Raw genomic sequence first — 17,768 nt, forward strand, 5'->3', positions numbered from 1 at the left:
GATTGATCAAAGCTTCGTTACGGCCCACTCTGAATGGCAGACCTTCCAGGGATGGAGACGCAATGGAAGAAGCCACCCGTGAGTTTCTCTTCACCCATGAGAATTTCATCGAACTTGGCGTGGCGCTACTGCTGGGGGCGCTGATCGGCATCGAACGTGGCTGGGTCGCGCGTGAGCGCGAATGGGGCGAGCGGGTCGCCGGAGTGCGCACCCATGCCCTGGTGGGATTGCTCGGCGGTATCGCGGCACTGCTGGCGGAAAGCCTGACGCGCTGGGCCTTCCCCCTCATCTTCCTGGCCGTGGCGATCATCGCCCTGGTCGCCTATCGCGAACGCATGGATCAAAGCCGGGACTACAGCATCACCGGCCTGGTCGGGCTGTTGCTGACCTTCTGCTTCGGCGCCCTGGCAGTCGCCGTGGATACGGCCCTGGCCACGGCCTGTGCGGTGGTCACCGCGTTGATTCTCGACAACAAGCGAGAGATCCATGGCCTGTTGCACAAGTTGCAGGCCAACGAACTCGATGCCGGCCTCAAGCTGCTGCTGATCAGCGTGGTCGTGCTGCCCTTGCTGCCCAACGAGGACATGGGCCCCGGGGGAGTGCTCAACCCCTACGAGATCTGGTGGCTGGTAGTCCTGATCGCCTCGATCTCCTTCGTCGGCTACTTCGCCGTGCGGCTCGGCGGCACCGAGAAGGGCATCCTCTTCACGGGCCTGTTCGCCGGGCTGAGTTCCTCCACCGCGCTGACGTTACAGTATGCCCGCCAGGCCCAGCGTGATCCGTCGCTATCGCCGATGCTCGCGGCGGGGATTCTGCTCGCTTGCGGCACCATGCTGCCGCGCATTCTGCTCTATGCCGCTCTCGTCGGCCCCACCCTGCTGCCGCAGCTTGTGGTGCCGGTCGCTGTCATGGGCGTCACTCTCTACCTTCCCGCCCTATGGTTATGGCGTCGGCATCGCCGCGCGCTAAAGGCCGATCGTCCCATGACCCAGAATCCGCTGGAGCTGCGCCTGGCACTCATGCTCGGTGCCCTGCTGGCTGCGGTCATGCTGCTCGGCGAGTGGTTGCAGGCCTGGCTCGGCAGCGCCGGCATCTTCCTGCTGTCCGCCGTCTCCGGTATCGCCGACGTGCACGCCATCACTCTGTCGCTGAGTCGCCTGGCGCTGACCTCCATAGAGGCTCACACCGCCATGCTGGGCATCGTACTGGCCGCCTCGGTGAACAACCTGTTCAAGGTGGTACTGACCGCCACGGCAGGCAACGCTCGCCTGTCCCGTTACATCGCCTTGCCGATGTTGACCTCCGCCGTGGCGGGGCTCTCCTCGGCCTGGCTGATATAGCGCCTCGGTGGCGATCAGCTCTCCAGCACTTCTTCCAGGCGACGCTCGAGAAAGCGCCGCTCGGCGTCATGCGTCACCAGCTTCAGCGCCTCGCGGTAATGTGCCGCGGCCTCGTCATGGCGCCCCAGACGACGCAGCAGGTCGGCGCGGGTTGCCGACAGCAGATGGTAGTTGGGCAGATGGATCGCCTCGAGCAGCTCGAGGCCGGCCTCCAGCCCGTCGGCCATGGCGATGGCGACCGCGCGGTTGAGTGCCACCACAGGTGTCGGCTGCATCACGTAGAGCAGGCTGTAGAGGGCGGCGATGCGACGCCAGTCGGTTTCCTCCGACGTCGCTGCCCGGGCATGCAACGACGCGATGGCGGCCTGCACCGCATAGGGACCGAAGGAGCCGCCACGCAACGCTTCCACGACATGGGCGAGCCCCTCCTCAATGCCGTCCCGGTCCCAGCGTGAGCGGTCCTGGTCCTCCAGTAGCACGATGTCGCCGTTGTCGTCGGTGCGGGTATCGCGTCGCGCGTCGTGCAGCAGCATCAGCGCCAGCAGACCGCGTGCCTCGCGCTCGGCCGGCAACAACCGAACCAGCAGGCGTCCCAGGCGGATCGCTTCGCGGCAGAGGTCGGTACGCACCCAGTCGTCGCCGAAACTGGCAGCATAACCTTCGTTGAAGATCAGGTAGATGACCGCCAGCACCGACTCCAGACGCTCCTCCAAGGTGTCCTCGTCGGGCACCTCGAAGGGAATGCCGGCGTCGCGGATCTTGGCCTTGGCGCGCACGAGCCGCTGGGCCAGGGTCGGCACCGGCACCATGAAGGCACGCGCGATCTCTTCGGTACGCAGCCCGCCCAGGGTGTGCAGCGTCAGAGCCACCTGGGCCGGTCGCGCCAGAGCCGGGTGGCAGCAGGCGAAGACGAGCCGCAGACTGTCCAGCGGTTCGACCTCGGGGTCACGCTCGAGCAGCTGCGCCAGATACTGGCGAAGCTCGTCGCTCTTGCGCTCGCGCATTTGCTGATGGCGCAGCTGATCGACGGCCTTGTGGCGAGCGGTGGCAATCAGCCAGGAGGCGGGATTCGGTGGCCAGCCTTGCGCCGGCCACTGGATCATCGCTGCCTCGAAGGCCGCCTGCACGGCATCTTCGGCCAGCTCGAAGTTGCCGAAACGGCGAATCAGGCTGGCCAGAACGCGACCATACTCGCGACGATAGAGGTCGTCCAGGCTCACGTTCGGCACATCACAACCGATAGGCGGGATCCACGGGCCGCACCTCGACCGAGGCCCCAACCCGTAGCGGCGGAATGCGCCGGGCCAGCTCCAGCGCCTCATCGAGGTCGCGGCACTCCACCACATGGAAACCGCCCAGCTGTTCGCGACTCTCGGCGAAGGGACCGTCCAGCGTCACGACCTTGCCGTTCTGCTCACGCAGCGTAGTAGCGGACGCAACGGACTGCAGGCGGGCACCGCCACGGTAGTGCCCGCTGGTGACCATCTCCTGGATCAGCGCGTTGTAATCGTTCATCACCGCATCCCGCTCGGCGTCGGGCAGTCCCTCCCACAGCGCTTCGTCGATACAGCACATCAGCATGTATTGCATGGTCATCTCTCCTCAATCAATAGCATGACAGCTCATGACTGTCCGATGAGTCATCGAACCAGGGCACTGCGAATCGACAGCCCGTATCGCCTGCCACGGGAGCCTGGACTTGCCTTCTCACCCGCTGGCATAGGGTCTTTGCCCTCGGTTCAAGAGAAGATAACATGCTTTTTCGAGACCTTACCGAGGCCCACCATGGAGATCACCCGCGGGCGGAATTTCACCGCCGAACGCGCCTGGGGCGCCAAGACCATCGCCAGCATGAACGGCATCACCACTCGCCTGCACTGGACCGACCAGCCCTACCGCTGGCACGTCAACGACGGCGAAGAGGTATTCGTGGTGCTCGATGGCCGCGTCGAGATGCGTTATCGCAGCGAAGGCATCGAACATGCACAGCGACTGGAAACGGGCGATATCTTCTACGCCTCGGTGGGCACCGAACATGTCGCCTGTCCCATCGGCGAGGCCCGCGTGCTGGTGATCGAAAAGGAGGGCAGCGTCTAGTCGAACGGGGCCGTCAGACTCCGCTCCACTCCAGGACGACCCGCTCACGTGGCCAGCGCACCTTGGCCAGCCCGGCCAGGCGATCGCGTCCGATGTCGCGATAGCCGAGCGCCAACAGCACCACGCTGCGAAGCCCCTTCTCCTCGAGTCCCAGCAATGCATCCAGTGCCGGCGGATCGAAGCCCTCCATGGGAGAAGCATCGACCCGCTCCGCCGCTGCGGCGGTCAGGGCCGTGCCCAAGGCAATATAGGCCTGCCGCGCCGCCCAGTGATGCCTCCCCTCCGGCGTGGCAAAACCGGCAACGGCAGCGTGGAGGGACTGCCGATATCCTTCCAGCTCCTTCGGGTCGAGGCCTCGGGCCGCGGCGGTCAGCGCGATCAGCTCATCCACGTGCCGACCGTCCACCTCGGTCCAAGTGGCAAAAATGAGCAGGTGGGAGCATTCGCTGACCTGGGGCTGGTCGCATGCCGCGCATCGGATTCGCTCGCGCAGCGTCGGGTCTTCGACCACTAACACCGTGTAGGGCTGGAGACCGTATGACGATGGCGCCAGATGCACGGCTTCGAGAATGGAATCAAGGGATTGCCGGGGTACCTTCCCGTCGTTCATACGCTTGGCGGCATAACGCCACTGCAGGGCTTCCATCAAGCTCATGCGCTTTCTCCCGAAGTCGAAGTGGCAGGACGCTCCGCCGAGATCGGCGTGCGTAGTGCGCGATGCGGGTCGGCGGCCCGATTCCCGCGATGAAAGACGATGGCACCGCACACGACCAGTGCGCCTGCCAACGTCAGGTGAGGCGGCATCGCCTCTCCCAGCAGGGTAACGGCGATCAGCGTGCCGACCAGGGCCGCCACCATGCCGATCTGGCTGAGGTAGACGGGGCCGGCGATCTTTTGCAGCACGAAGTAGAAGACGTAGAGCACCGTGAAAACCATGACTTCGGCGAGCAGCAGCCAAACCACCTCGGCCGAACCGAGCAGTTGGCCCGTCTGTCCCGCTTCCAGCGTCAGCGCAAAGGGCGCCAGCGCCAGCGCACCGGCCAGCAGCATCAGCGCGGCGAGGTAGACCGGTCCCGCCTCCCCCGGCCAGCGCAGGGTGCGATAGATATTGCCCAGCGCGATAATCAGTGGAATCGTCAGTACCAGCACCACCCAGCCCTGGGCACCCGACATGCCCCCCGCCTTGGCCCACGCCAGCAGCACCCCACCCGTCAGGCCCAGCAGGACGCCCAGCAGACGCAGCGGATGCAGGCGCTCCAGCCCCAGCCCCACCGCCAACATCCAGGTGACGAGGATGGGAAAAGCGAAGCTGAGCGATACGAAGCCGGCACCCACATGGCGTACCGCCAGGAAGCCCAGCGCATTGGGCAGGGCAAATAGCGCGCCCGAGACCAGTGCGTACTCCAGCGTTCGCCGGTTGAGCGACATCGGTTGGCGCTGCAGCGCCGCCAGGCCCAGCAGCACGACTCCCGCCCCCACCACGGCCATCATGAGGAAGCTCAGGCGAGGCGCGCCGGCACCATCGGCGAGCTTGGCCACGACCAGCGACAGCGCCAGCAGGCTTCCGACCAGCAGCAGGCAGCCCAGAGCGTACCCGCCGTTGCGGTTGCGTGATATCGATGGATTCGCCATGATCGGCTCCTCTAGCACGTCAAGAAGAATCTTGACGAAAAGTATCTTGATAGGAAGATAAATGCTCGCATGAACCGCGTCAAGCAGGCAATCGCCCAGTGGCAACGAGAAATGCCCCAACTCGATCTGCTGCCGATGGAAGTGGTGGGGTACATGAAGACGACCCAGCAGCTCACTCAGGCCCGGCTGCAGATCTTTTTCAAGGAGTACGGCCTGCAGACGGGAGAGTTCGATGTACTGGCCACATTGCGCCGCTCGGGCGCACCCTATCGGCTGGGACCGACGCAGCTGTTCGAGGCGCTGATGGTCTCGTCGGGGGGAATGACCAGCCGGCTGGATCGGCTGGAGAAGGCGGGTTGGATCGAGCGCTCGCCCAACCCCGAGGATCGGCGGGGCACGTTGGTATCGCTGACCGATGAAGGGCTAGAACTGATGAACCGCATGCTGCCCCGGCACGTGGAGAACGAAGCGAAGATGCTCGCTGCGCTCAGCCGCGAGGAACAGGCGACATTGGGCGAGCTGCTGGGCAAGTTGCTCGAGAGCCTTGCCAGCGACGACGCCTGAGCCGAGCCAACCTGGCCCAGGCATCGGACGAGGCTAGAAGAGCGCCAGCGTCGCGCCGCTCAGGCGCTGCTCATGCGCAACCAGCCAGCGCTTGCGCGGCAACCCACCGCCGTAGCCCGTCAGGGTGCCATTGGCGCCGATCACGCGGTGGCACGGCACCACGATGGCGATCGGATTGGCGCCGTTGGCCAACCCCACGGCGCGGCTGGCACCGGGTCGCCCGACCCGCGCCGCCAGCTCGCCATAGCTGAGCGTGGCGCCCATGGGAATCTGGCGCAGCGCCTGCCATACCTGGCGCTGAAAATCGGTGCCGCCGGTGGCGACGGGCACCGCATCCAGATGGGACGGTTCACCGTCGAAGTAAGCCTCCAGTGCCTGGCGGATCGATGCCGGTGCCTTGCCCTCGATGAATTCATAGTGGCGGTAATGGCGCGTCAGCAGGCGATGCAGGCGCTCGTCGTAGTCGTGGAATTCCAGCGCGCGCAGCACGCCTTGGGCATCGCCCACCAGGCGCAGCTCACCAACGGGGGAAGCCAGGGTATCAAGCCAGAGTTGCATCGCATGTCTCCTTCTGCCGGACCGCCGCTGCCGGCGCATCGGCATGCCACAGGTGCATCACGGCGTAGGCGCGCCACGGCCGCCAGGCCTCGGCGCGGGCGAGCAGTTCGCGCGGTGTCGGGCGCCGGCCCTCTCGGGCGAGCACGCGCTGCAGCGCTACGTCCGAAGCCAGGAAGGCGTCGCTTTCCTGCAAACCGCGCATGGCGATGTACTGCGCCGTCCACTCGCCGATGCCCGGCAATTCACGCAACCGTGCCACGCTGGCGTCGAGATCGCCGCGGCGGTCGAACAAAGATGGCCGTTCGCGGTAGGCCGCGGCCAGACGAACCAGCGCCGTGGCACGGGTCGTGGGCATACCGATCGCCTTCACTGCCTCCAAGGTAAAACGCTCGGGTACGGGGAAGAGCCGATCGAGCCCGATCTCGCCGCCATCGGTCAGCCGCTCGCCCAGCCGTTCAACGAGCCGTTCGGCCAGCCGGGTCGCCGCCGTCACGCTCACCTGTTGCCCCAGGATCGCCCGCACCGCGATTTCGAACGGGTCCCAGCCACCCGGCAGCCGCAGACCGGGGCGACTCGCCACCAGCGTCGCCAGGTCCGGATCGCGACACAGGCCGCCGCGTATGGCCGCGGGATCGGCCTGCAGGTCGAACAGGCGCCGCAGGCGAACGATGAGCCCCGGCAGTTGCCCCAGTTCCGGCAGCCGGATCGTGACCCGCAGCGCCGTTGCCTCGGGTGCATGGCTCACGTCGACATGACCGACGGTGCCGCCCAGGCGAACGACGCGGCGATACGTCTGCCCCTCGACCCGCTCGAGACCTCTGATCGCCCGCCGTGCCAGGAATGCCAGCATCGCCTGCCAGTCGTAGGGTGGCCGGTACGGCAACAGCAACGTCAGGCCCGGCGCGTTCATGGCCACGTCGCGTCGACCGCGCAGGGCGCTCGGCGGGCGACCGAAGAGCGCCTGGAAGACCTCATTGAAGCGGCGCACGCTGCCAAAACCGCTGGCCAGCGCCACGTCAGTGAGCGGCAGGTCGGTCTGATGCAGCAGTTGCTTGGCCAGCAGCACCCGGCGGGTCTGGGCCACGGCCAGCGGCGAGGCGCCGACATGACGCCGGAACAGTCGGCGCAACTGGCGCGAGCCGAGTCCCAGACGCTCGGCCAGCGCCTCGACGTCGCCGTCGTCCAGCGCGCCCTCCTCGATCAGCCGCAGCGCTCGGGTCACCGTGGTCGAAGTGCCGGCCCAAGCGGGCGAATCCGGCGCACTCTCCGGCCGACAGCGCAGGCAGGGCCGAAAGCCCGCCTCCTGCGCCGCCGCGGCCGTGCCGACGAAGCGGCAATGCTCGGGCCGGGGCGCAGGCGCCGGGCAGATCGGACGGCAGTAGATGCCCGTGCTGGTAACACAGGTGAAGAAACGCCCATCGTAGCGGGAGTCTCGCGCCAGCAGCGCCTGATAGCAGGTTTCGGGAGTCAGGTTCATGGCTCCATTCTAGCGCCGACGCAGCGACCGACCGGCGGTTTTCGGACGCGAATGTTCAACGGCACTACGGAACGCTCGGCCCGGCAAGCCGATACGGGCTGTCGCCTGAGCGACGAAGTGGTTCCCCAAAACGCTACCGAACTGGCTCTTAGCAAGGGGCCATCCAACCCTCACACTGGAAGATACCCAACGCAACGAGAGGAGCCCCCATGGCCATCCGTGCTGCCACTCCCGACGACCTTGCCCCGCTCAGCGGACTGCTTGACGACTACCGACAGTTCTACCACCAGGCACCCGATATCGAAGGTGCCCGACGATTCCTGCAGGCACGCCTGGAGCGTGGCGACTCCCATATTCTGGTGCATGAGGGAGCGCAGGGTAAGTTGGAGGGCTTCGTGCAGCTCTACCCGCTGTTTTCCACCGTGCGCCTGGCGCCGCTGTGGCTGCTCAACGATCTCTTCGTGTCGCCCTCGGCGCGTCGTAGCGGAATCGGCCGTGCCCTGATGCAGGCTGCCCGGGAGCTGGCCGAATCCCGGGGCGTCGGCCACCTCAAGCTCGCCACGCTGATCGAGAACCGCACCGCCCAGGCCCTCTACGAATCCCTTGGCTGGCAGCGTGACACGATCTTCCATCACTACGGCCTGCTGCTCGAGACGACAGCGAGCCGGGTCTGACGAACGCGGAGGCGCCATGTACGTTCCCTCATCGATGCGGCTCAAGCGCGAGCAGGCCTGGGACCTGATCGACCGCCATGGCTTCGCCGCGCTGGTCGGCGACGATCTGGAAGCCACCCACCTGCCGCTGCTGCTGGACCGCAGCGCCGGCGAACTGGGTACCCTCTACGGCCACTTCGCCCGGGCCAATCCACATTGGCACTCGCTCGGCGGTCGTCGAGCCCTGGCGATCTTCTCGGGCCCGCACGCCTACATCTCGCCAAGCTGGTACGCCTCGCGTCCCGCCGTGCCCACCTGGAACTATGTGGCGGTGCATGCCGCGGGGACTCTCGAACTGCTCGATGCCGAGGCCACACGCGCCCTGCTCCACCGCGCCATGGCGCACTACGAGCCGACGCTACCCGACCTTGAGCCGGACTATTTCGAGAAGATGCAGGCCGGTGTCGTCGGCTTTCGCATCCAGGTCGAGACGCTGCAGGGCAAGGCCAAGCTCGGCCGCCAGCGATCCCAGGCCGACCAGTCAGGTGTGGAAGATGCCCTGGCCGAGAGTCGCGACCTCGAAGCCCGACAGCTACGGCGCTATATGCAGCGTCTGGCGAACGGAGAACATAGCGCATGACCCCTACCGAGAGGCACTGCAACAACCACGGGCAACCGGTCGGCACCCCGCTGTCCGACTGGCAGACGGCCCTCCCCATCCGGCCCAAGATCCTCGTGGGCGGGCGGGTCCACCTCGAGCCGCTATCGGCCGAGCGCCATGCGGACTCGCTGCATGCCGCCTTCATGACACCCGGCGAAGGGCCACACGATGCGCCCGAGGCGCGCTGGACCTACTCAGGCGGCCTGCCGTTTCGCAGCGCCGCCGAGCATCGTGACTGGCTCGAGGCGCGCGCGGCGAGCCGGGACCCGCTGTTCTTCGCCCTGGTCGACCCCGTGAGCGGCCGGGCCCTGGGCCTGGCCAGCTATCTCAATATCGTGCCGGAGCACGGCAGCATCGAAGTCGGCCACCTGCACTTCACCCCGCCGCTGCGGCGTACGCCGGCGGCCACCGAAGCCATGCTGCTGATGATGCGCTATGCCTTCGCCCTGGGATATCGCCGCTACGAGTGGAAGTGCGATGCGCTCAACGCCGCGTCGCGTCGTGCCGCCGAGCGACTGGGCTTTCGCTTCGAGGGAATCTTCCGTCAGCATCGGGTGGTGAAGGGACGCAACCGCGATACGGCCTGGTTCTCGATGCTCGATGGAGAGTGGCCGGCGATCGAGGCGCGCCTCGATCGCTGGCTCTCGCCGGAAAACTTCGACGCCCGGGGCAAGCAGTTGAGTTCGCTGTCGGCGTTGCCGCTGCACGTTTGAGGGGCATTACCCGCGCCTCGATTCACACCACGCCAGGGCCAGCCATTTCCCCGCACGTTCGATCTCGGCTTCGGGCGTGCCGGCGTAGCCCAACACCAGCCCGGGGCGCCCCGGGGGCTTCAGGTAATATCGCGACAGCGGCGAGAGCGTGATGCCTTGGTCGACGGCGCGCTCGACCAGCGTCCTTTCGAGCGCCGGCTCATCGAGCCAGGCGACCAGGTGCATCCCGGCCTGGCCGGCGGAGAGGGCGAGCCCCTGCGCCACGGCCGGCGCCAACGCCTTGCGCAGCCGCGCCTGGCGCCGGCGGTAGCACTCGCGCATGCGGCTCACATGGCGCGAGAAGTGGCCGCGCGCGATGAATTCGGCCAGGGCGGCCTGCACGGCATATTGCCCTTCGCGATTGAGCCGGGCGTTGGCCCGCCGGAACGGGGCGACCAGCGGCTCGGGCAGCACCAAGTAGCCCAGCCGCATGCCGGGATACATCACCTTGCTGAAGGTACCGACGTAGATCACACGCGCCCCGTCCACCAGCCCCTGGAGGGCGGCGATTGGCCGCTGACCGTAGCGGAACTCGCTATCGTAGTCGTCCTCGACGATCCAGGCACCGTAACGCTCGGCGGCCTCCAGCAGCGCCAACCGCCGCGCCAGGCTCATGGTCACCCCGCTGGGGTACTGGTGCGAGGGCGTGACATAGATCAGACGCGGACACCCCCGCCTGGCCGGCGACGCGACGCTCATGCCCTCTTCGTCCACCGCCACGGGCATCATGTCGAGCCCGGCGGCGGCGAAGCAGGCCTGAGCGCCGTTGTAGCCCGGCTCTTCGATCCACACTTCATCGCCGGCATCGGCCAGCAGCCGCGCGATGAGTTCGAAGCCCTGCTGAGCGCCCTGAACGATGAGGATCTGCTCGGGTCGACAGCGCACGGAGCGGGAATGGCGCAGATAATCGCTCAGTGCCTCGCGCAGCTCCGGCACTCCGCCCTGGGTCTGGTAATCCAGCCACGCCAGTGGCATGTGCTGCAGGTGCCGGCGCAGTAGGCGTCGCCATAGCGCTTGAGGAAAGCGATCCAACGCCGGCACGCCGGGAACGAAAGCGGCATGGCGCTGCGGCAGGATACCGCTGTAGGTCAACAGTTCGGCGCCGCGCGAGGAGAGCGAACATGGAACAGACGGCGGCGCCGCCTCCCGGGCGGCGATGGGCTCGGCACAGGCCCGCCCCTCCTGAAAGGCCAGATCGGCCACGAAGGTGCCTGCCCCCTGTCGGGTGGCGAGAAAGCCCTCGGCGACCAGTTGATCGAATGCCGCCAGCAGCGTATTGCGCCCCAGCCGCAGTTCGCGAGCCAACTGACGGGTGGAAGGCAAACGTTGCCCCCGTACCAGGCGCCCCGACTGGATCCAGTCGCGCAGGGTGCGATAGAGGTGTTGCGTCAAGGTAACGGCCTGCGCGTCTGCCAGGGCGAGGCCCAGCGCATCGACCAGCCAATCGGCACGCGTCGGGCGGTCGGTGACGGGTGGGGAACTCCCCGCTTCAAGCGCTCGATGCATTGCTCATGACACGGTTGCGACCGGCTCGCTTGCCTTGGTAGAGGTTCCGGTCGACACGCTGAAGAATGGTTTCAAGGGATTCATGGGTATCGCGGAAGGCGGCCACACCGTAGTCATCGAGATGGTAGGACGATGCTCCACGTCCGAAGTGGAGGTTGGCTGAAGCACCCACTCCTTCATTGTCTTGGGTATCGGATGCCTTGCTGAATCGCTACCGTTGCAGCATACCGCTTGCCAGCGTCGGCTGTCATGTTTCCTCGCGGAAACGAGACTCCCTTTCATGTCGATGGTCGATGAGGGGACAATCGAGGTATCGCGCCAAGCCCTTGGCTCCGCGACGCATCAGGATGCGATGATTCCAGACGATGAGCGGCCGTGCCATACGCGAGACGAGGCTCATCCAGGGGCTCACCGTATGCACCTGCCAGTGATAGTGCACACAGGTCGAGGAACCCTCCTCCCGCAGTTGCCAGCGCCCGATGCCGGCGACATCGCCGCTCGCCACTCCCTCGATCAGGCAAGGTCGCTCGACCCGGACGATACGAATATCGAAGCACAGACGGTAACCCAGCGGGCTACGCCAGACGAAGCGCTGGGTCCGACCGATGCCGTACTCGTCGCCGGCCCGGTGCTGACACACCTCGGTCAAACCATGCCACCATTCCGGCCAGCGCAGTGAATCGGCCAGTGCCCCGAAGACCACCTCGGTCGGCGCCTCCAGGAGCCAGCGAGTGTCGAGTCGGAATGCGGTCATGGCGTGTCCTGAGGCCGGATGCGCTCATGGGTGGAAATGCGAAGGAGAAAACGCAGGATCGAAGCTCACGTTTTCCAGGGTCACGCGCTCGAGGCGTTCGCCGCGCCGATCATAGCTTGCCACCCGGCGCGGGAACAGCGTCTCGTCGTCAAGCCAAAGTTCATAGCGAGCCACCTCGCCCGGCGCCCGCCCCGGCTCGGTCTCCACCACCACGTGCTGCATTCGCTGCCCGTCGAGGGCCACCGGCTCCAGACGACGGGTACTGCCATGTGCCTGAAGGCGCTGTACGTTGCGCAGCAGGGTACCGATGTCCGATTGATCGACCCGATGGCCGCGTGCGCTGCGTACCATGCGGTTGGTGGGGCGTAGCGAAAGGCCAGCGCGGCCGCCCGGTGAACCGAAGGGCCACAGCTGGACCTTGCCGGAATCGGGACGGTAGATCATTACCGCCCCGCGGTAGGGCGATTCCATGTCCATGCGCACGTAACCGGGGCGGCGATAGCTGTAGTGGATGATTTCTTCGCCACGCTCGCCCTGGCTTCGCAGGGTCAGCCGGTAGCCCTCCAGCGCATCGACACGCGCCAGGGACGCGGCGATGGGATCGTCCTCCGCGGCGGCAGTCATCGAGACCAGAACGAGTGGCAGCATGAACGTCTCCTTGCCCTTCTGACTCTTGCCTTTCTCATTAGAGACTAGCAGGGTCTCGCGGGGTGACGAGAAACGGCCCGTGCTATGGTAGAAGCGTTCCCTACGTCACGGAGACACCCGATGAAATACCTTGGCGCCCACGTCAGTGCCGCCGGTGGGCCCGATCAGGCCGTGCTGCGCGCCGTGGAGATCGGCGCCGACGCCTTCGCCCTGTTCACCAAGAACCAGCGCCAGTGGCGTGCCAAGCCGCTCGACGATGCCACCATCGAGGCGTTTCGCCGTGCCTGCGAGACCCATGGCTTCGGCCCCGGTCAGATCCTTCCCCACGACAGCTACCTGATCAACCTCGGCCACCCCGACGCCGAGGGGCTGGCCAAGTCGCGCGACGCCTTTCTCGATGAAATGCAGCGCTGCGAGCAGTTGGGGCTGACCCTGCTCAATTTCCACCCCGGCAGCCACCTGAAGAAGATCAGCGAGAGCGAATGCCTGACCCGCATCGCCGAGTCGATCAATCATGCCCTCGACAAGACCCGCGGGGTTACTGCCGTGATCGAGAACACCGCGGGCCAGGGTACCAACCTGGGCTGGCGCTTCGAGCACCTCGCCGAGATCATCGAACAGGTCGACGACAAGTCACGGGTGGGCGTGTGCATTGACACCTGCCACGCCTTCGCCGCGGGCTACGACCTGCGCACGGCCGCGGCGTGCAGGGCCACGCTGGACGAGTTCGGCCGCGTGGTCGGGTTCGAGTACCTGCGCGGCATGCACCTCAACGACGCCAAGAGCCAGCTCGCCAGCCGCGTCGACCGCCACCACAGCCTCGGTCAGGGCAACATCGGGCTCGAGGCGTTCACCACCCTGATGCGCGATCCGCGCATCGACGGTATCCCCATGGTGCTGGAAACCATCGAGCCCGAGATATGGGCCGAGGAGATCGCCTGGCTGCGTGCCCAGGTCACCGACTGATCCGTGCCGTTGGTGACTGGGCACCGTGAGCGCTCAGGCCGAGGCCAGCGGCGGTTCCGCTTCGCGCTTGGCGGCCACGGCACGCTCGAGCACGGCACGCCATTCGCTCGACACCGGCAGGCCGAAGGTGCCGCGCAGCGTCGCTTCCAGCTCGTCCAGCCCGAGACTGCGCTGGGTTTCCTCGCCGTTGGGCAGACGCACCGTCAGTCGGGCGTTTCTCAACGCATAGCGCGCCTCGGGCGTGGTTCTCGCTACGCTCAACTGATGGCGGAAGTGGGACGCGGGGTGCGTTGAGGTGAACCAGTTGGGCAGCTCGTAATCCACTGCCAGCTGCGGCTGCGGCGAGAGCTGATAGAGCGGTGCCCACGCCTGCCCCAGGCGAAGCTGTAGTTGTCGCTCGTCTCCCATCGGGATCAACCGATAGGTGCCGTGTTGCGTCGGTTGAGGGGCATCGATGTCCAACGCCAGCGGTGCCACGGGCACGTTGCCACCGAACCCGACGTCGGCCAGCCAGGGGCGCCCGTCCACCATGACCCGCAGCGCCATATGGGTACGCGGCGGTTGCGCATCGGGCGGGGCCTGCCACTGCACGCGTGCCACCAGTCCCGTCACCTCGAAGCCGATCGCTTCCAGCACCCGATGCAACAAAGCGTTCTGCTCGAAGCAGTAGCCGCCGCGCCGCGCCGCGATCAACTTGGCATCGATGGCCTGAGGTGCGAGATCGATCCTTCTGCCCAGCAGGACATCCACGTTCTCGAAGGGAATGGCGGCCACGTGGAGGACCTGCAGGCGGTGCAGCGTCTCCAGGTTGGGGGCGAGGTCGCCTGCGTAGCCGATCCGCGCACAGTAGGCCTCGAGATCGACCGATACGTTTCGCTCCTGCATGACGGCTCTCCTACTCAATTCAGTGTTACCGCATCGGCATAGTTCCGCACGCCTCGCGCCTCGCGCAGGGCCCGGGCCCACCAGCTTAGGCGCGCGAGCATGGTCACCATGCCACGCTCGAAACGCTGTGCCTGAAGGGGATGACCCTGGCCATCGAACTGCTCCCAGGCGTTGGGAAACATGACGCCGTCGCGGATGCCCACCGCATGCAGCTCGGCGAAGACATGGCGCAGATGCTCGACCGCACGCAACCCGCCCGAGGCCCCGCCATAGGAGACGAAGGCCACCGGCTTGGCCTGCCACTCCGAGTGGTAGCTGTCGATGAGGGCCTTGAGCGCGGCGGGATAGGAGCGGTTGTACTCGGGTGTGACCACGATGAAGGCGTCCGCGGCGGCAAGGCGATCGCCGAAGGCCGAGACAGGTTCGACGGCGGGGTCGACCACGTCCAGCGCGAACGTTTCGCGACGCCTTATGTCATCGACGACCCAGGCGCCCACGGTATCGCAGAAGCGCCCTTCCCTTGTACTGCCGTAGATCACGGCGAGCCGGATGGCATCCTTCATGTCGTGTCCTCCTGCCGGAATGAGTGAGAGACATGACCCTTATACGACCTCAAGCTCTGTTGAGGTCAAACGTGACGATCGCCATGGAGGCGATAGGCTGCGTCTATGGCTGTCCCTTCACAAGCGTCGCAAGGCCGACCATGAGCGCCGTTCACGAGGCTGCGTTCGACGCTTCGAATTCCAGCCCAAACGTCTCGGCCAGCGCCAGGCGTCCCGCCTCGCTGATCTCGATCGCCCGAGAGCGTTTGCATCGGCGAATCCAGTCCAACTCCTGCAAGCGCTGCGTCAGCGCCGCTCCCAGGGCGCCTCCCAAGTGGTCGCATCGCTCGCTCCAATCGAGGCAACAATAGGCGAAGCGACGGCGTCGACGCCGCACCTCGGCGATATCGATGCCGAAGGCAGTGAACCAGCGTTCTCCCTCCGGCGTGAGGGTGACGGCCTCGCCCTCCGGGTAGATCAGCCGATGTCGAAACAGCCATTCGGCGATACCGGTACCCAGGCGTCCCGCCACATGGTCGTAGCAGTATCTCGCCGCCGACATCGCTTCGCTCGGCTGGCGACGCAACGTTCTGGCCGGCAGCGGTCTCGCCACCACCATCAGCGACTCGATGGCATGGGCAACTTCCGGCGTCGCGAGCCGAAAGTACTTGTGGCGCCCCTGGGACGTCGCTTCCACCAGCCCATCCGTCTGCAAGCGCTTGAGATGCTCCGTCGCCGTCGCCGGCTGCACGCCGGCACCATAGGCCAGCTCCTTGGCCGTTAGCGCACGTCCTTCCATCAACAGGGACAGCATGTTCAGACGGGTCGGCTCGCCGAGGGTGCGTGCCAGGCGCGCCAAGTCGGGTTCTGCAATCATCGTTAGGCCACCAACGAAGGGTTTCTGCCTGACAAGCATAGTCCCGAACGGCACACTCGAGCGACGCACGCCTGTCGCTTTTCGCCTCCCCCACGCCAACGAACAAGGAGCCCAACCCATGATCGCCGTCATCTTCGAAGTCGAGCCCAAGCCGGGCCATCGCGAGCACTACCTGGACATCGCCGCCGAACTGCGCCCGCTACTGGACGAAATCGACGGTTTCCTCTCCATCGAGCGCTTCGGGAGCCTGACCCAGCCCGGCAAGATTTTGTCGCTCTCTTTCTGGCGCGACGAACAGGCCATCGCCCAATGGCGCCAGCTCGAACGTCATCGCAGCGCCCAGGCCAAGGGACGAAATATGGTGTTCGCCGACTACCGGCTGCGAGTGGCGAGCGTGATTCGCGACTATGGCATGCGCGAGCGTGAACAGGTCCCGGCCGACAGCCGCGAACGGCACGATGGGTACAAGGCGGCCGTCGTGCGACGATGATGAGCCGTCCTAGGCGACGTGCCGCGGCTCCGTGGCGAGCTTGGCCGCCATGCCGGCCAGCACGCCGCCCATGACATAGCGCTGCACGGCCAGCCAGGTCGGACGCTGCTGGAACCAAGTGGCGATACCCGCCGCCGACAGGGCAATCGCCAGGTTGACCGTGAAGCTCACCCCGATCTGCGTGAAGCCCAGCACCAGGCTCTGGAGGAAGACGGGACCATGCTCGGGCGAGACGAACTGCGGAAAGATCGCCAGGTAGAACACAGCGATCTTGGGGTTGAGCAGGTTGGTCAAAAACCCCATCAGGAACAGCTTGCGAGGCCGATCCGCGGGGAGCGTGCGCGCCTCGAAGGGCGAGCGGGCACCGGGCCGGACCGCCTGCCAGGCCAGGCCAGGAAGAGCAGGTACAAGGCGCCGAGCCACTTGAGTATTTCGTAGGCCAGCGGGATGGCCAGGAACAGCGCGGTCAGGCCGACGGCCGCCGCCAGCATGTGCACCAGGAAGCCGGCCAGCACGCCGAACAGCGAAATCACGCCCGCCGCACGCCCCTGGCAGATCGAGCGCGAGATCAGGTAGATCATGTTCGGCCCCGGGGTCAGTACCACGATCAGGGCGGCCATGGCGAAAAGCAGCAGATCGGTCAGCGGTATCACGGCGTTCTCCTTGTCGGACGGGAGGCGTTCCGCTTCGGCATGCGTCAGACCGGGCGTCTGGCCAGCAGTGCCCATACCCCAGCCACCGAAAGCAACGAGCCGCCCAGCAGGTGAAAGCCGCGCTGGGCACGCGGTGTGGACAGCAGGCGACGGGCGCTAGCGGCGAAGAGCGCGTAGAGGGCGGCATTCAGCGTGGCCAGCGTGACGAAGGTGGCGGCCAGCATCCAAAGCTGCGGCGTCACCGGCAGCTTCGGGTCGAGGAACTGAGGCAGGAAGGCCACGAAGAACACGATACCCTTGGGATTAAGCGCGGTGACCAGGTAGGTATTGCCGAAAAGCCTCCAGCGCGACACGGACTCCGCCGGAGTCAGCACGACGCTCGTACTCGCCCCGGCACGCAGTAGCTTGATACCCAGGTAGATCAGGTAGAGTCCGCCGATCCCTTTGACCACGGTGAACCAGAACGCCGAGGCGGCCAGCAATGCACCGAGGCCCAGCAGCGACATTGCCAGGGCCGTGGAATCGCCCAAGGCGACAGCGGCTACCAGCGGCAAGTTGGCACGCCGCCCAGAGGACAGCGAGTAGCTCATCACGGTGAGGATCGTCGGTCCGGGGATTGCCAGCATCACAGTGGAAGCGGCCATGAAGGCCAGCCAGAGCTCGATATTCATCTGCGTTGTCTCACCAATGGCGGAGCCGGATCGACATCACGC

Annotated in this window: 23 protein-coding genes; 8 read left to right on the forward strand and 15 right to left on the reverse strand. The window is 66.2% G+C overall.

Annotated features, from left to right (window positions below; genetic code table 11):
* The first annotated feature begins 62 nt into the window (after positions 1-62).
* On the forward strand, positions 63-1,340 hold the full coding sequence (locus F0A17_RS10910) for an MgtC/SapB family protein (RefSeq protein WP_149328374.1): 1,278 nt from the start codon (positions 63-65) through the stop codon (positions 1,338-1,340).
* 14 nt (positions 1,341-1,354) lie between these two features.
* Here F0A17_RS10910 and F0A17_RS10915 read toward each other — a convergent pair whose 3' ends face one another.
* Complete coding sequence (locus F0A17_RS10915; protein ID WP_228716883.1) at positions 1,355-2,560, reverse strand: RNA polymerase sigma factor; 1,206 nt, start codon at positions 2,558-2,560, stop codon at positions 1,355-1,357.
* A 10-nt stretch (positions 2,561-2,570) separates the two neighbouring features.
* Positions 2,571-2,930, reverse strand: coding sequence for a YciI family protein (locus F0A17_RS10920; RefSeq protein ID WP_149328376.1), 360 nt, complete (start codon positions 2,928-2,930; stop codon positions 2,571-2,573).
* 195 nt (positions 2,931-3,125) lie between these two features.
* Here F0A17_RS10920 and F0A17_RS10925 point away from each other — a divergent pair, with 195 nt between their 5' ends.
* Positions 3,126-3,437: a cupin domain-containing protein gene (locus F0A17_RS10925; RefSeq protein WP_149328377.1), complete on the forward strand. Its 312-nt coding sequence runs from the start codon at positions 3,126-3,128 to the stop codon at positions 3,435-3,437.
* A gap of 13 nt (positions 3,438-3,450) precedes the next feature.
* Here the strand turns inward: F0A17_RS10925 and F0A17_RS10930 are convergent, their stop codons facing one another.
* Entirely contained in the window at positions 3,451-4,092 is a 642-nt protein-coding gene (locus F0A17_RS10930; RefSeq protein ID WP_149328378.1) for a nitroreductase family protein, read from the reverse strand.
* Positions 4,089-5,069 (reverse strand): DMT family transporter, encoded by a 981-nt coding sequence (locus tag F0A17_RS10935; protein WP_149328379.1) that lies wholly within the window; start codon positions 5,067-5,069, stop codon positions 4,089-4,091. The genes F0A17_RS10930 and F0A17_RS10935 overlap by 4 nt, the downstream gene beginning before the upstream one ends.
* A gap of 69 nt (positions 5,070-5,138) precedes the next feature.
* On the opposite strand from F0A17_RS10935, the gene F0A17_RS10940 reads away from it, so the two are divergent.
* Positions 5,139-5,633, forward strand: coding sequence for a MarR family winged helix-turn-helix transcriptional regulator (locus tag F0A17_RS10940; RefSeq protein WP_149328380.1), 495 nt, complete (start codon positions 5,139-5,141; stop codon positions 5,631-5,633).
* 33 nt (positions 5,634-5,666) lie between these two features.
* Here the strand turns inward: F0A17_RS10940 and ogt are convergent, their stop codons facing one another.
* Positions 5,667-6,191 (reverse strand): methylated-DNA--[protein]-cysteine S-methyltransferase, encoded by a 525-nt coding sequence (gene ogt, locus F0A17_RS10945; protein WP_149328381.1) that lies wholly within the window; start codon positions 6,189-6,191, stop codon positions 5,667-5,669.
* A complete protein-coding gene (locus tag F0A17_RS10950; protein WP_149328382.1) occupies positions 6,175-7,668 on the reverse strand; it encodes a DNA-3-methyladenine glycosylase 2 family protein in 1,494 nt (497 codons plus the stop codon). The genes ogt and F0A17_RS10950 overlap by 17 nt, the downstream gene beginning before the upstream one ends.
* A gap of 209 nt (positions 7,669-7,877) precedes the next feature.
* Here F0A17_RS10950 and F0A17_RS10955 point away from each other — a divergent pair, with 209 nt between their 5' ends.
* From F0A17_RS10955 to F0A17_RS10965, 3 genes are read left to right on the forward strand one after another with little or no spacing between them, the layout of a single operon-like run.
* Positions 7,878-8,342, forward strand: coding sequence for a GNAT family N-acetyltransferase (locus tag F0A17_RS10955; RefSeq protein ID WP_149328383.1), 465 nt, complete (start codon positions 7,878-7,880; stop codon positions 8,340-8,342).
* Positions 8,343-8,358: 16 nt separating this feature from the next.
* Complete coding sequence (locus F0A17_RS10960; RefSeq protein ID WP_149328384.1) at positions 8,359-8,961, forward strand: FMN-binding negative transcriptional regulator; 603 nt, start codon at positions 8,359-8,361, stop codon at positions 8,959-8,961.
* Entirely contained in the window at positions 8,958-9,695 is a 738-nt protein-coding gene (locus F0A17_RS10965) for a GNAT family N-acetyltransferase (protein ID WP_149328385.1), read from the forward strand. Before F0A17_RS10960 ends, F0A17_RS10965 begins: the two co-directional genes overlap by 4 nt.
* A 6-nt stretch (positions 9,696-9,701) precedes the next feature.
* On the opposite strand, the gene pdxR is transcribed toward F0A17_RS10965, so the two are convergent.
* The 3 genes from pdxR to F0A17_RS10985 all read right to left on the reverse strand — a co-directional run bounded on the left by pdxR (position 9,702) and on the right by F0A17_RS10985 (position 12,642).
* Entirely contained in the window at positions 9,702-11,240 is a 1,539-nt protein-coding gene (gene pdxR, locus F0A17_RS10970; RefSeq protein WP_149328386.1) for a MocR-like pyridoxine biosynthesis transcription factor PdxR, read from the reverse strand.
* Positions 11,241-11,487: 247 nt separating this feature from the next.
* Positions 11,488-11,994 carry an SRPBCC family protein gene (locus F0A17_RS10980; protein WP_149328388.1) on the reverse strand — a complete coding sequence of 169 codons (507 nt, stop codon included), beginning with the start codon at positions 11,992-11,994 and terminating at the stop codon, positions 11,488-11,490.
* A 24-nt stretch (positions 11,995-12,018) separates the two neighbouring features.
* Complete coding sequence (locus F0A17_RS10985; RefSeq protein WP_223111530.1) at positions 12,019-12,642, reverse strand: LolA family protein; 624 nt, start codon at positions 12,640-12,642, stop codon at positions 12,019-12,021.
* A gap of 120 nt (positions 12,643-12,762) precedes the next feature.
* Here F0A17_RS10985 and nfo point away from each other — a divergent pair, with 120 nt between their 5' ends.
* Positions 12,763-13,608, forward strand: a complete 846-nt coding sequence (gene nfo, locus F0A17_RS10990) for a deoxyribonuclease IV (RefSeq protein ID WP_149328389.1) — start codon at positions 12,763-12,765, stop codon at positions 13,606-13,608.
* A gap of 33 nt (positions 13,609-13,641) precedes the next feature.
* Here nfo and F0A17_RS10995 read toward each other — a convergent pair whose 3' ends face one another.
* From F0A17_RS10995 to F0A17_RS11005, 3 genes are all read right to left on the reverse strand, one after another.
* Positions 13,642-14,493: an arylamine N-acetyltransferase family protein gene (locus tag F0A17_RS10995; RefSeq protein ID WP_149328390.1), complete on the reverse strand. Its 852-nt coding sequence runs from the start codon at positions 14,491-14,493 to the stop codon at positions 13,642-13,644.
* 14 nt (positions 14,494-14,507) lie between these two features.
* The gene (locus F0A17_RS11000; RefSeq protein WP_149328391.1) at positions 14,508-15,056 is read right to left on the reverse strand and encodes an NADPH-dependent FMN reductase; all 549 of its coding nucleotides are present in this window, start codon (positions 15,054-15,056) and stop codon (positions 14,508-14,510) included.
* A 151-nt stretch (positions 15,057-15,207) separates the two neighbouring features.
* Positions 15,208-15,912 (reverse strand): ArsR/SmtB family transcription factor, encoded by a 705-nt coding sequence (locus F0A17_RS11005; protein WP_149328392.1) that lies wholly within the window; start codon positions 15,910-15,912, stop codon positions 15,208-15,210.
* 118 nt (positions 15,913-16,030) lie between these two features.
* Here F0A17_RS11005 and F0A17_RS11010 point away from each other — a divergent pair, with 118 nt between their 5' ends.
* Positions 16,031-16,402, forward strand: a complete 372-nt coding sequence (locus F0A17_RS11010) for an antibiotic biosynthesis monooxygenase family protein (RefSeq protein WP_149328393.1) — start codon at positions 16,031-16,033, stop codon at positions 16,400-16,402.
* A gap of 9 nt (positions 16,403-16,411) precedes the next feature.
* Here the strand turns inward: F0A17_RS11010 and F0A17_RS20905 are convergent, their stop codons facing one another.
* Genes F0A17_RS20905 through F0A17_RS11020 form a run of 3 tightly spaced genes read right to left on the reverse strand, consistent with a single transcriptional unit; the run spans position 16,412 to position 17,726 of the window.
* Entirely contained in the window at positions 16,412-16,792 is a 381-nt protein-coding gene (locus F0A17_RS20905; protein ID WP_267285439.1) for a LysE family translocator, read from the reverse strand.
* A complete protein-coding gene (locus F0A17_RS20910) occupies positions 16,705-17,055 on the reverse strand; it encodes a LysE family translocator (RefSeq protein WP_267285436.1) in 351 nt (116 codons plus the stop codon). Before F0A17_RS20910 ends, F0A17_RS20905 begins: the two co-directional genes overlap by 88 nt.
* Before the next feature lie 44 nt (positions 17,056-17,099).
* The gene (locus F0A17_RS11020) at positions 17,100-17,726 is read right to left on the reverse strand and encodes a LysE family translocator (RefSeq protein WP_149328394.1); all 627 of its coding nucleotides are present in this window, start codon (positions 17,724-17,726) and stop codon (positions 17,100-17,102) included.
* Between the last annotated feature and the right edge of the window lie 42 nt (positions 17,727-17,768).

The sequence above is a fragment of the Billgrantia pellis genome, from assembly GCF_008297955.1.
Taxonomy (GTDB): domain Bacteria; phylum Pseudomonadota; class Gammaproteobacteria; order Pseudomonadales; family Halomonadaceae; genus Halomonas; species Halomonas pellis.

What these genes read in the sequence shown, in the direction of transcription:
- F0A17_RS11000 (WP_149328391.1), bottom strand. Translation starts at nt 15,056, where the DNA reads ATGAAGGATGCCATCCGGCTCGCCGTGATCTACGGCAGTACAAGGGAA.
- F0A17_RS11020 (WP_149328394.1), bottom strand. Translation starts at nt 17,726, where the DNA reads ATGAATATCGAGCTCTGGCTGGCCTTCATGGCCGCTTCCACTGTGATG.
- F0A17_RS10920 (WP_149328376.1), bottom strand. Translation starts at nt 2,930, where the DNA reads ATGCAATACATGCTGATGTGCTGTATCGACGAAGCGCTGTGGGAGGGA.
- F0A17_RS10925 (WP_149328377.1), top strand. Translation starts at nt 3,126, where the DNA reads ATGGAGATCACCCGCGGGCGGAATTTCACCGCCGAACGCGCCTGGGGC.
- F0A17_RS10955 (WP_149328383.1), top strand. Translation starts at nt 7,878, where the DNA reads ATGGCCATCCGTGCTGCCACTCCCGACGACCTTGCCCCGCTCAGCGGA.
- F0A17_RS10960 (WP_149328384.1), top strand. Translation starts at nt 8,359, where the DNA reads ATGTACGTTCCCTCATCGATGCGGCTCAAGCGCGAGCAGGCCTGGGAC.
- ogt (WP_149328381.1), bottom strand. Translation starts at nt 6,191, where the DNA reads ATGCAACTCTGGCTTGATACCCTGGCTTCCCCCGTTGGTGAGCTGCGC.
- F0A17_RS10965 (WP_149328385.1), top strand. Translation starts at nt 8,958, where the DNA reads ATGACCCCTACCGAGAGGCACTGCAACAACCACGGGCAACCGGTCGGC.
- pdxR (WP_149328386.1), bottom strand. Translation starts at nt 11,240, where the DNA reads ATGCATCGAGCGCTTGAAGCGGGGAGTTCCCCACCCGTCACCGACCGC.
- F0A17_RS11005 (WP_149328392.1), bottom strand. Translation starts at nt 15,912, where the DNA reads ATGATTGCAGAACCCGACTTGGCGCGCCTGGCACGCACCCTCGGCGAG.
- F0A17_RS10950 (WP_149328382.1), bottom strand. Translation starts at nt 7,668, where the DNA reads ATGAACCTGACTCCCGAAACCTGCTATCAGGCGCTGCTGGCGCGAGAC.
- F0A17_RS10935 (WP_149328379.1), bottom strand. Translation starts at nt 5,069, where the DNA reads ATGGCGAATCCATCGATATCACGCAACCGCAACGGCGGGTACGCTCTG.
- F0A17_RS10980 (WP_149328388.1), bottom strand. Translation starts at nt 11,994, where the DNA reads ATGACCGCATTCCGACTCGACACTCGCTGGCTCCTGGAGGCGCCGACC.
- F0A17_RS11010 (WP_149328393.1), top strand. Translation starts at nt 16,031, where the DNA reads ATGATCGCCGTCATCTTCGAAGTCGAGCCCAAGCCGGGCCATCGCGAG.
- F0A17_RS10940 (WP_149328380.1), top strand. Translation starts at nt 5,139, where the DNA reads ATGAACCGCGTCAAGCAGGCAATCGCCCAGTGGCAACGAGAAATGCCC.
- nfo (WP_149328389.1), top strand. Translation starts at nt 12,763, where the DNA reads ATGAAATACCTTGGCGCCCACGTCAGTGCCGCCGGTGGGCCCGATCAG.
- F0A17_RS10985 (WP_223111530.1), bottom strand. Translation starts at nt 12,642, where the DNA reads ATGCTGCCACTCGTTCTGGTCTCGATGACTGCCGCCGCGGAGGACGAT.
- F0A17_RS10910 (WP_149328374.1), top strand. Translation starts at nt 63, where the DNA reads ATGGAAGAAGCCACCCGTGAGTTTCTCTTCACCCATGAGAATTTCATC.
- F0A17_RS10995 (WP_149328390.1), bottom strand. Translation starts at nt 14,493, where the DNA reads ATGCAGGAGCGAAACGTATCGGTCGATCTCGAGGCCTACTGTGCGCGG.
- F0A17_RS10930 (WP_149328378.1), bottom strand. Translation starts at nt 4,092, where the DNA reads ATGAGCTTGATGGAAGCCCTGCAGTGGCGTTATGCCGCCAAGCGTATG.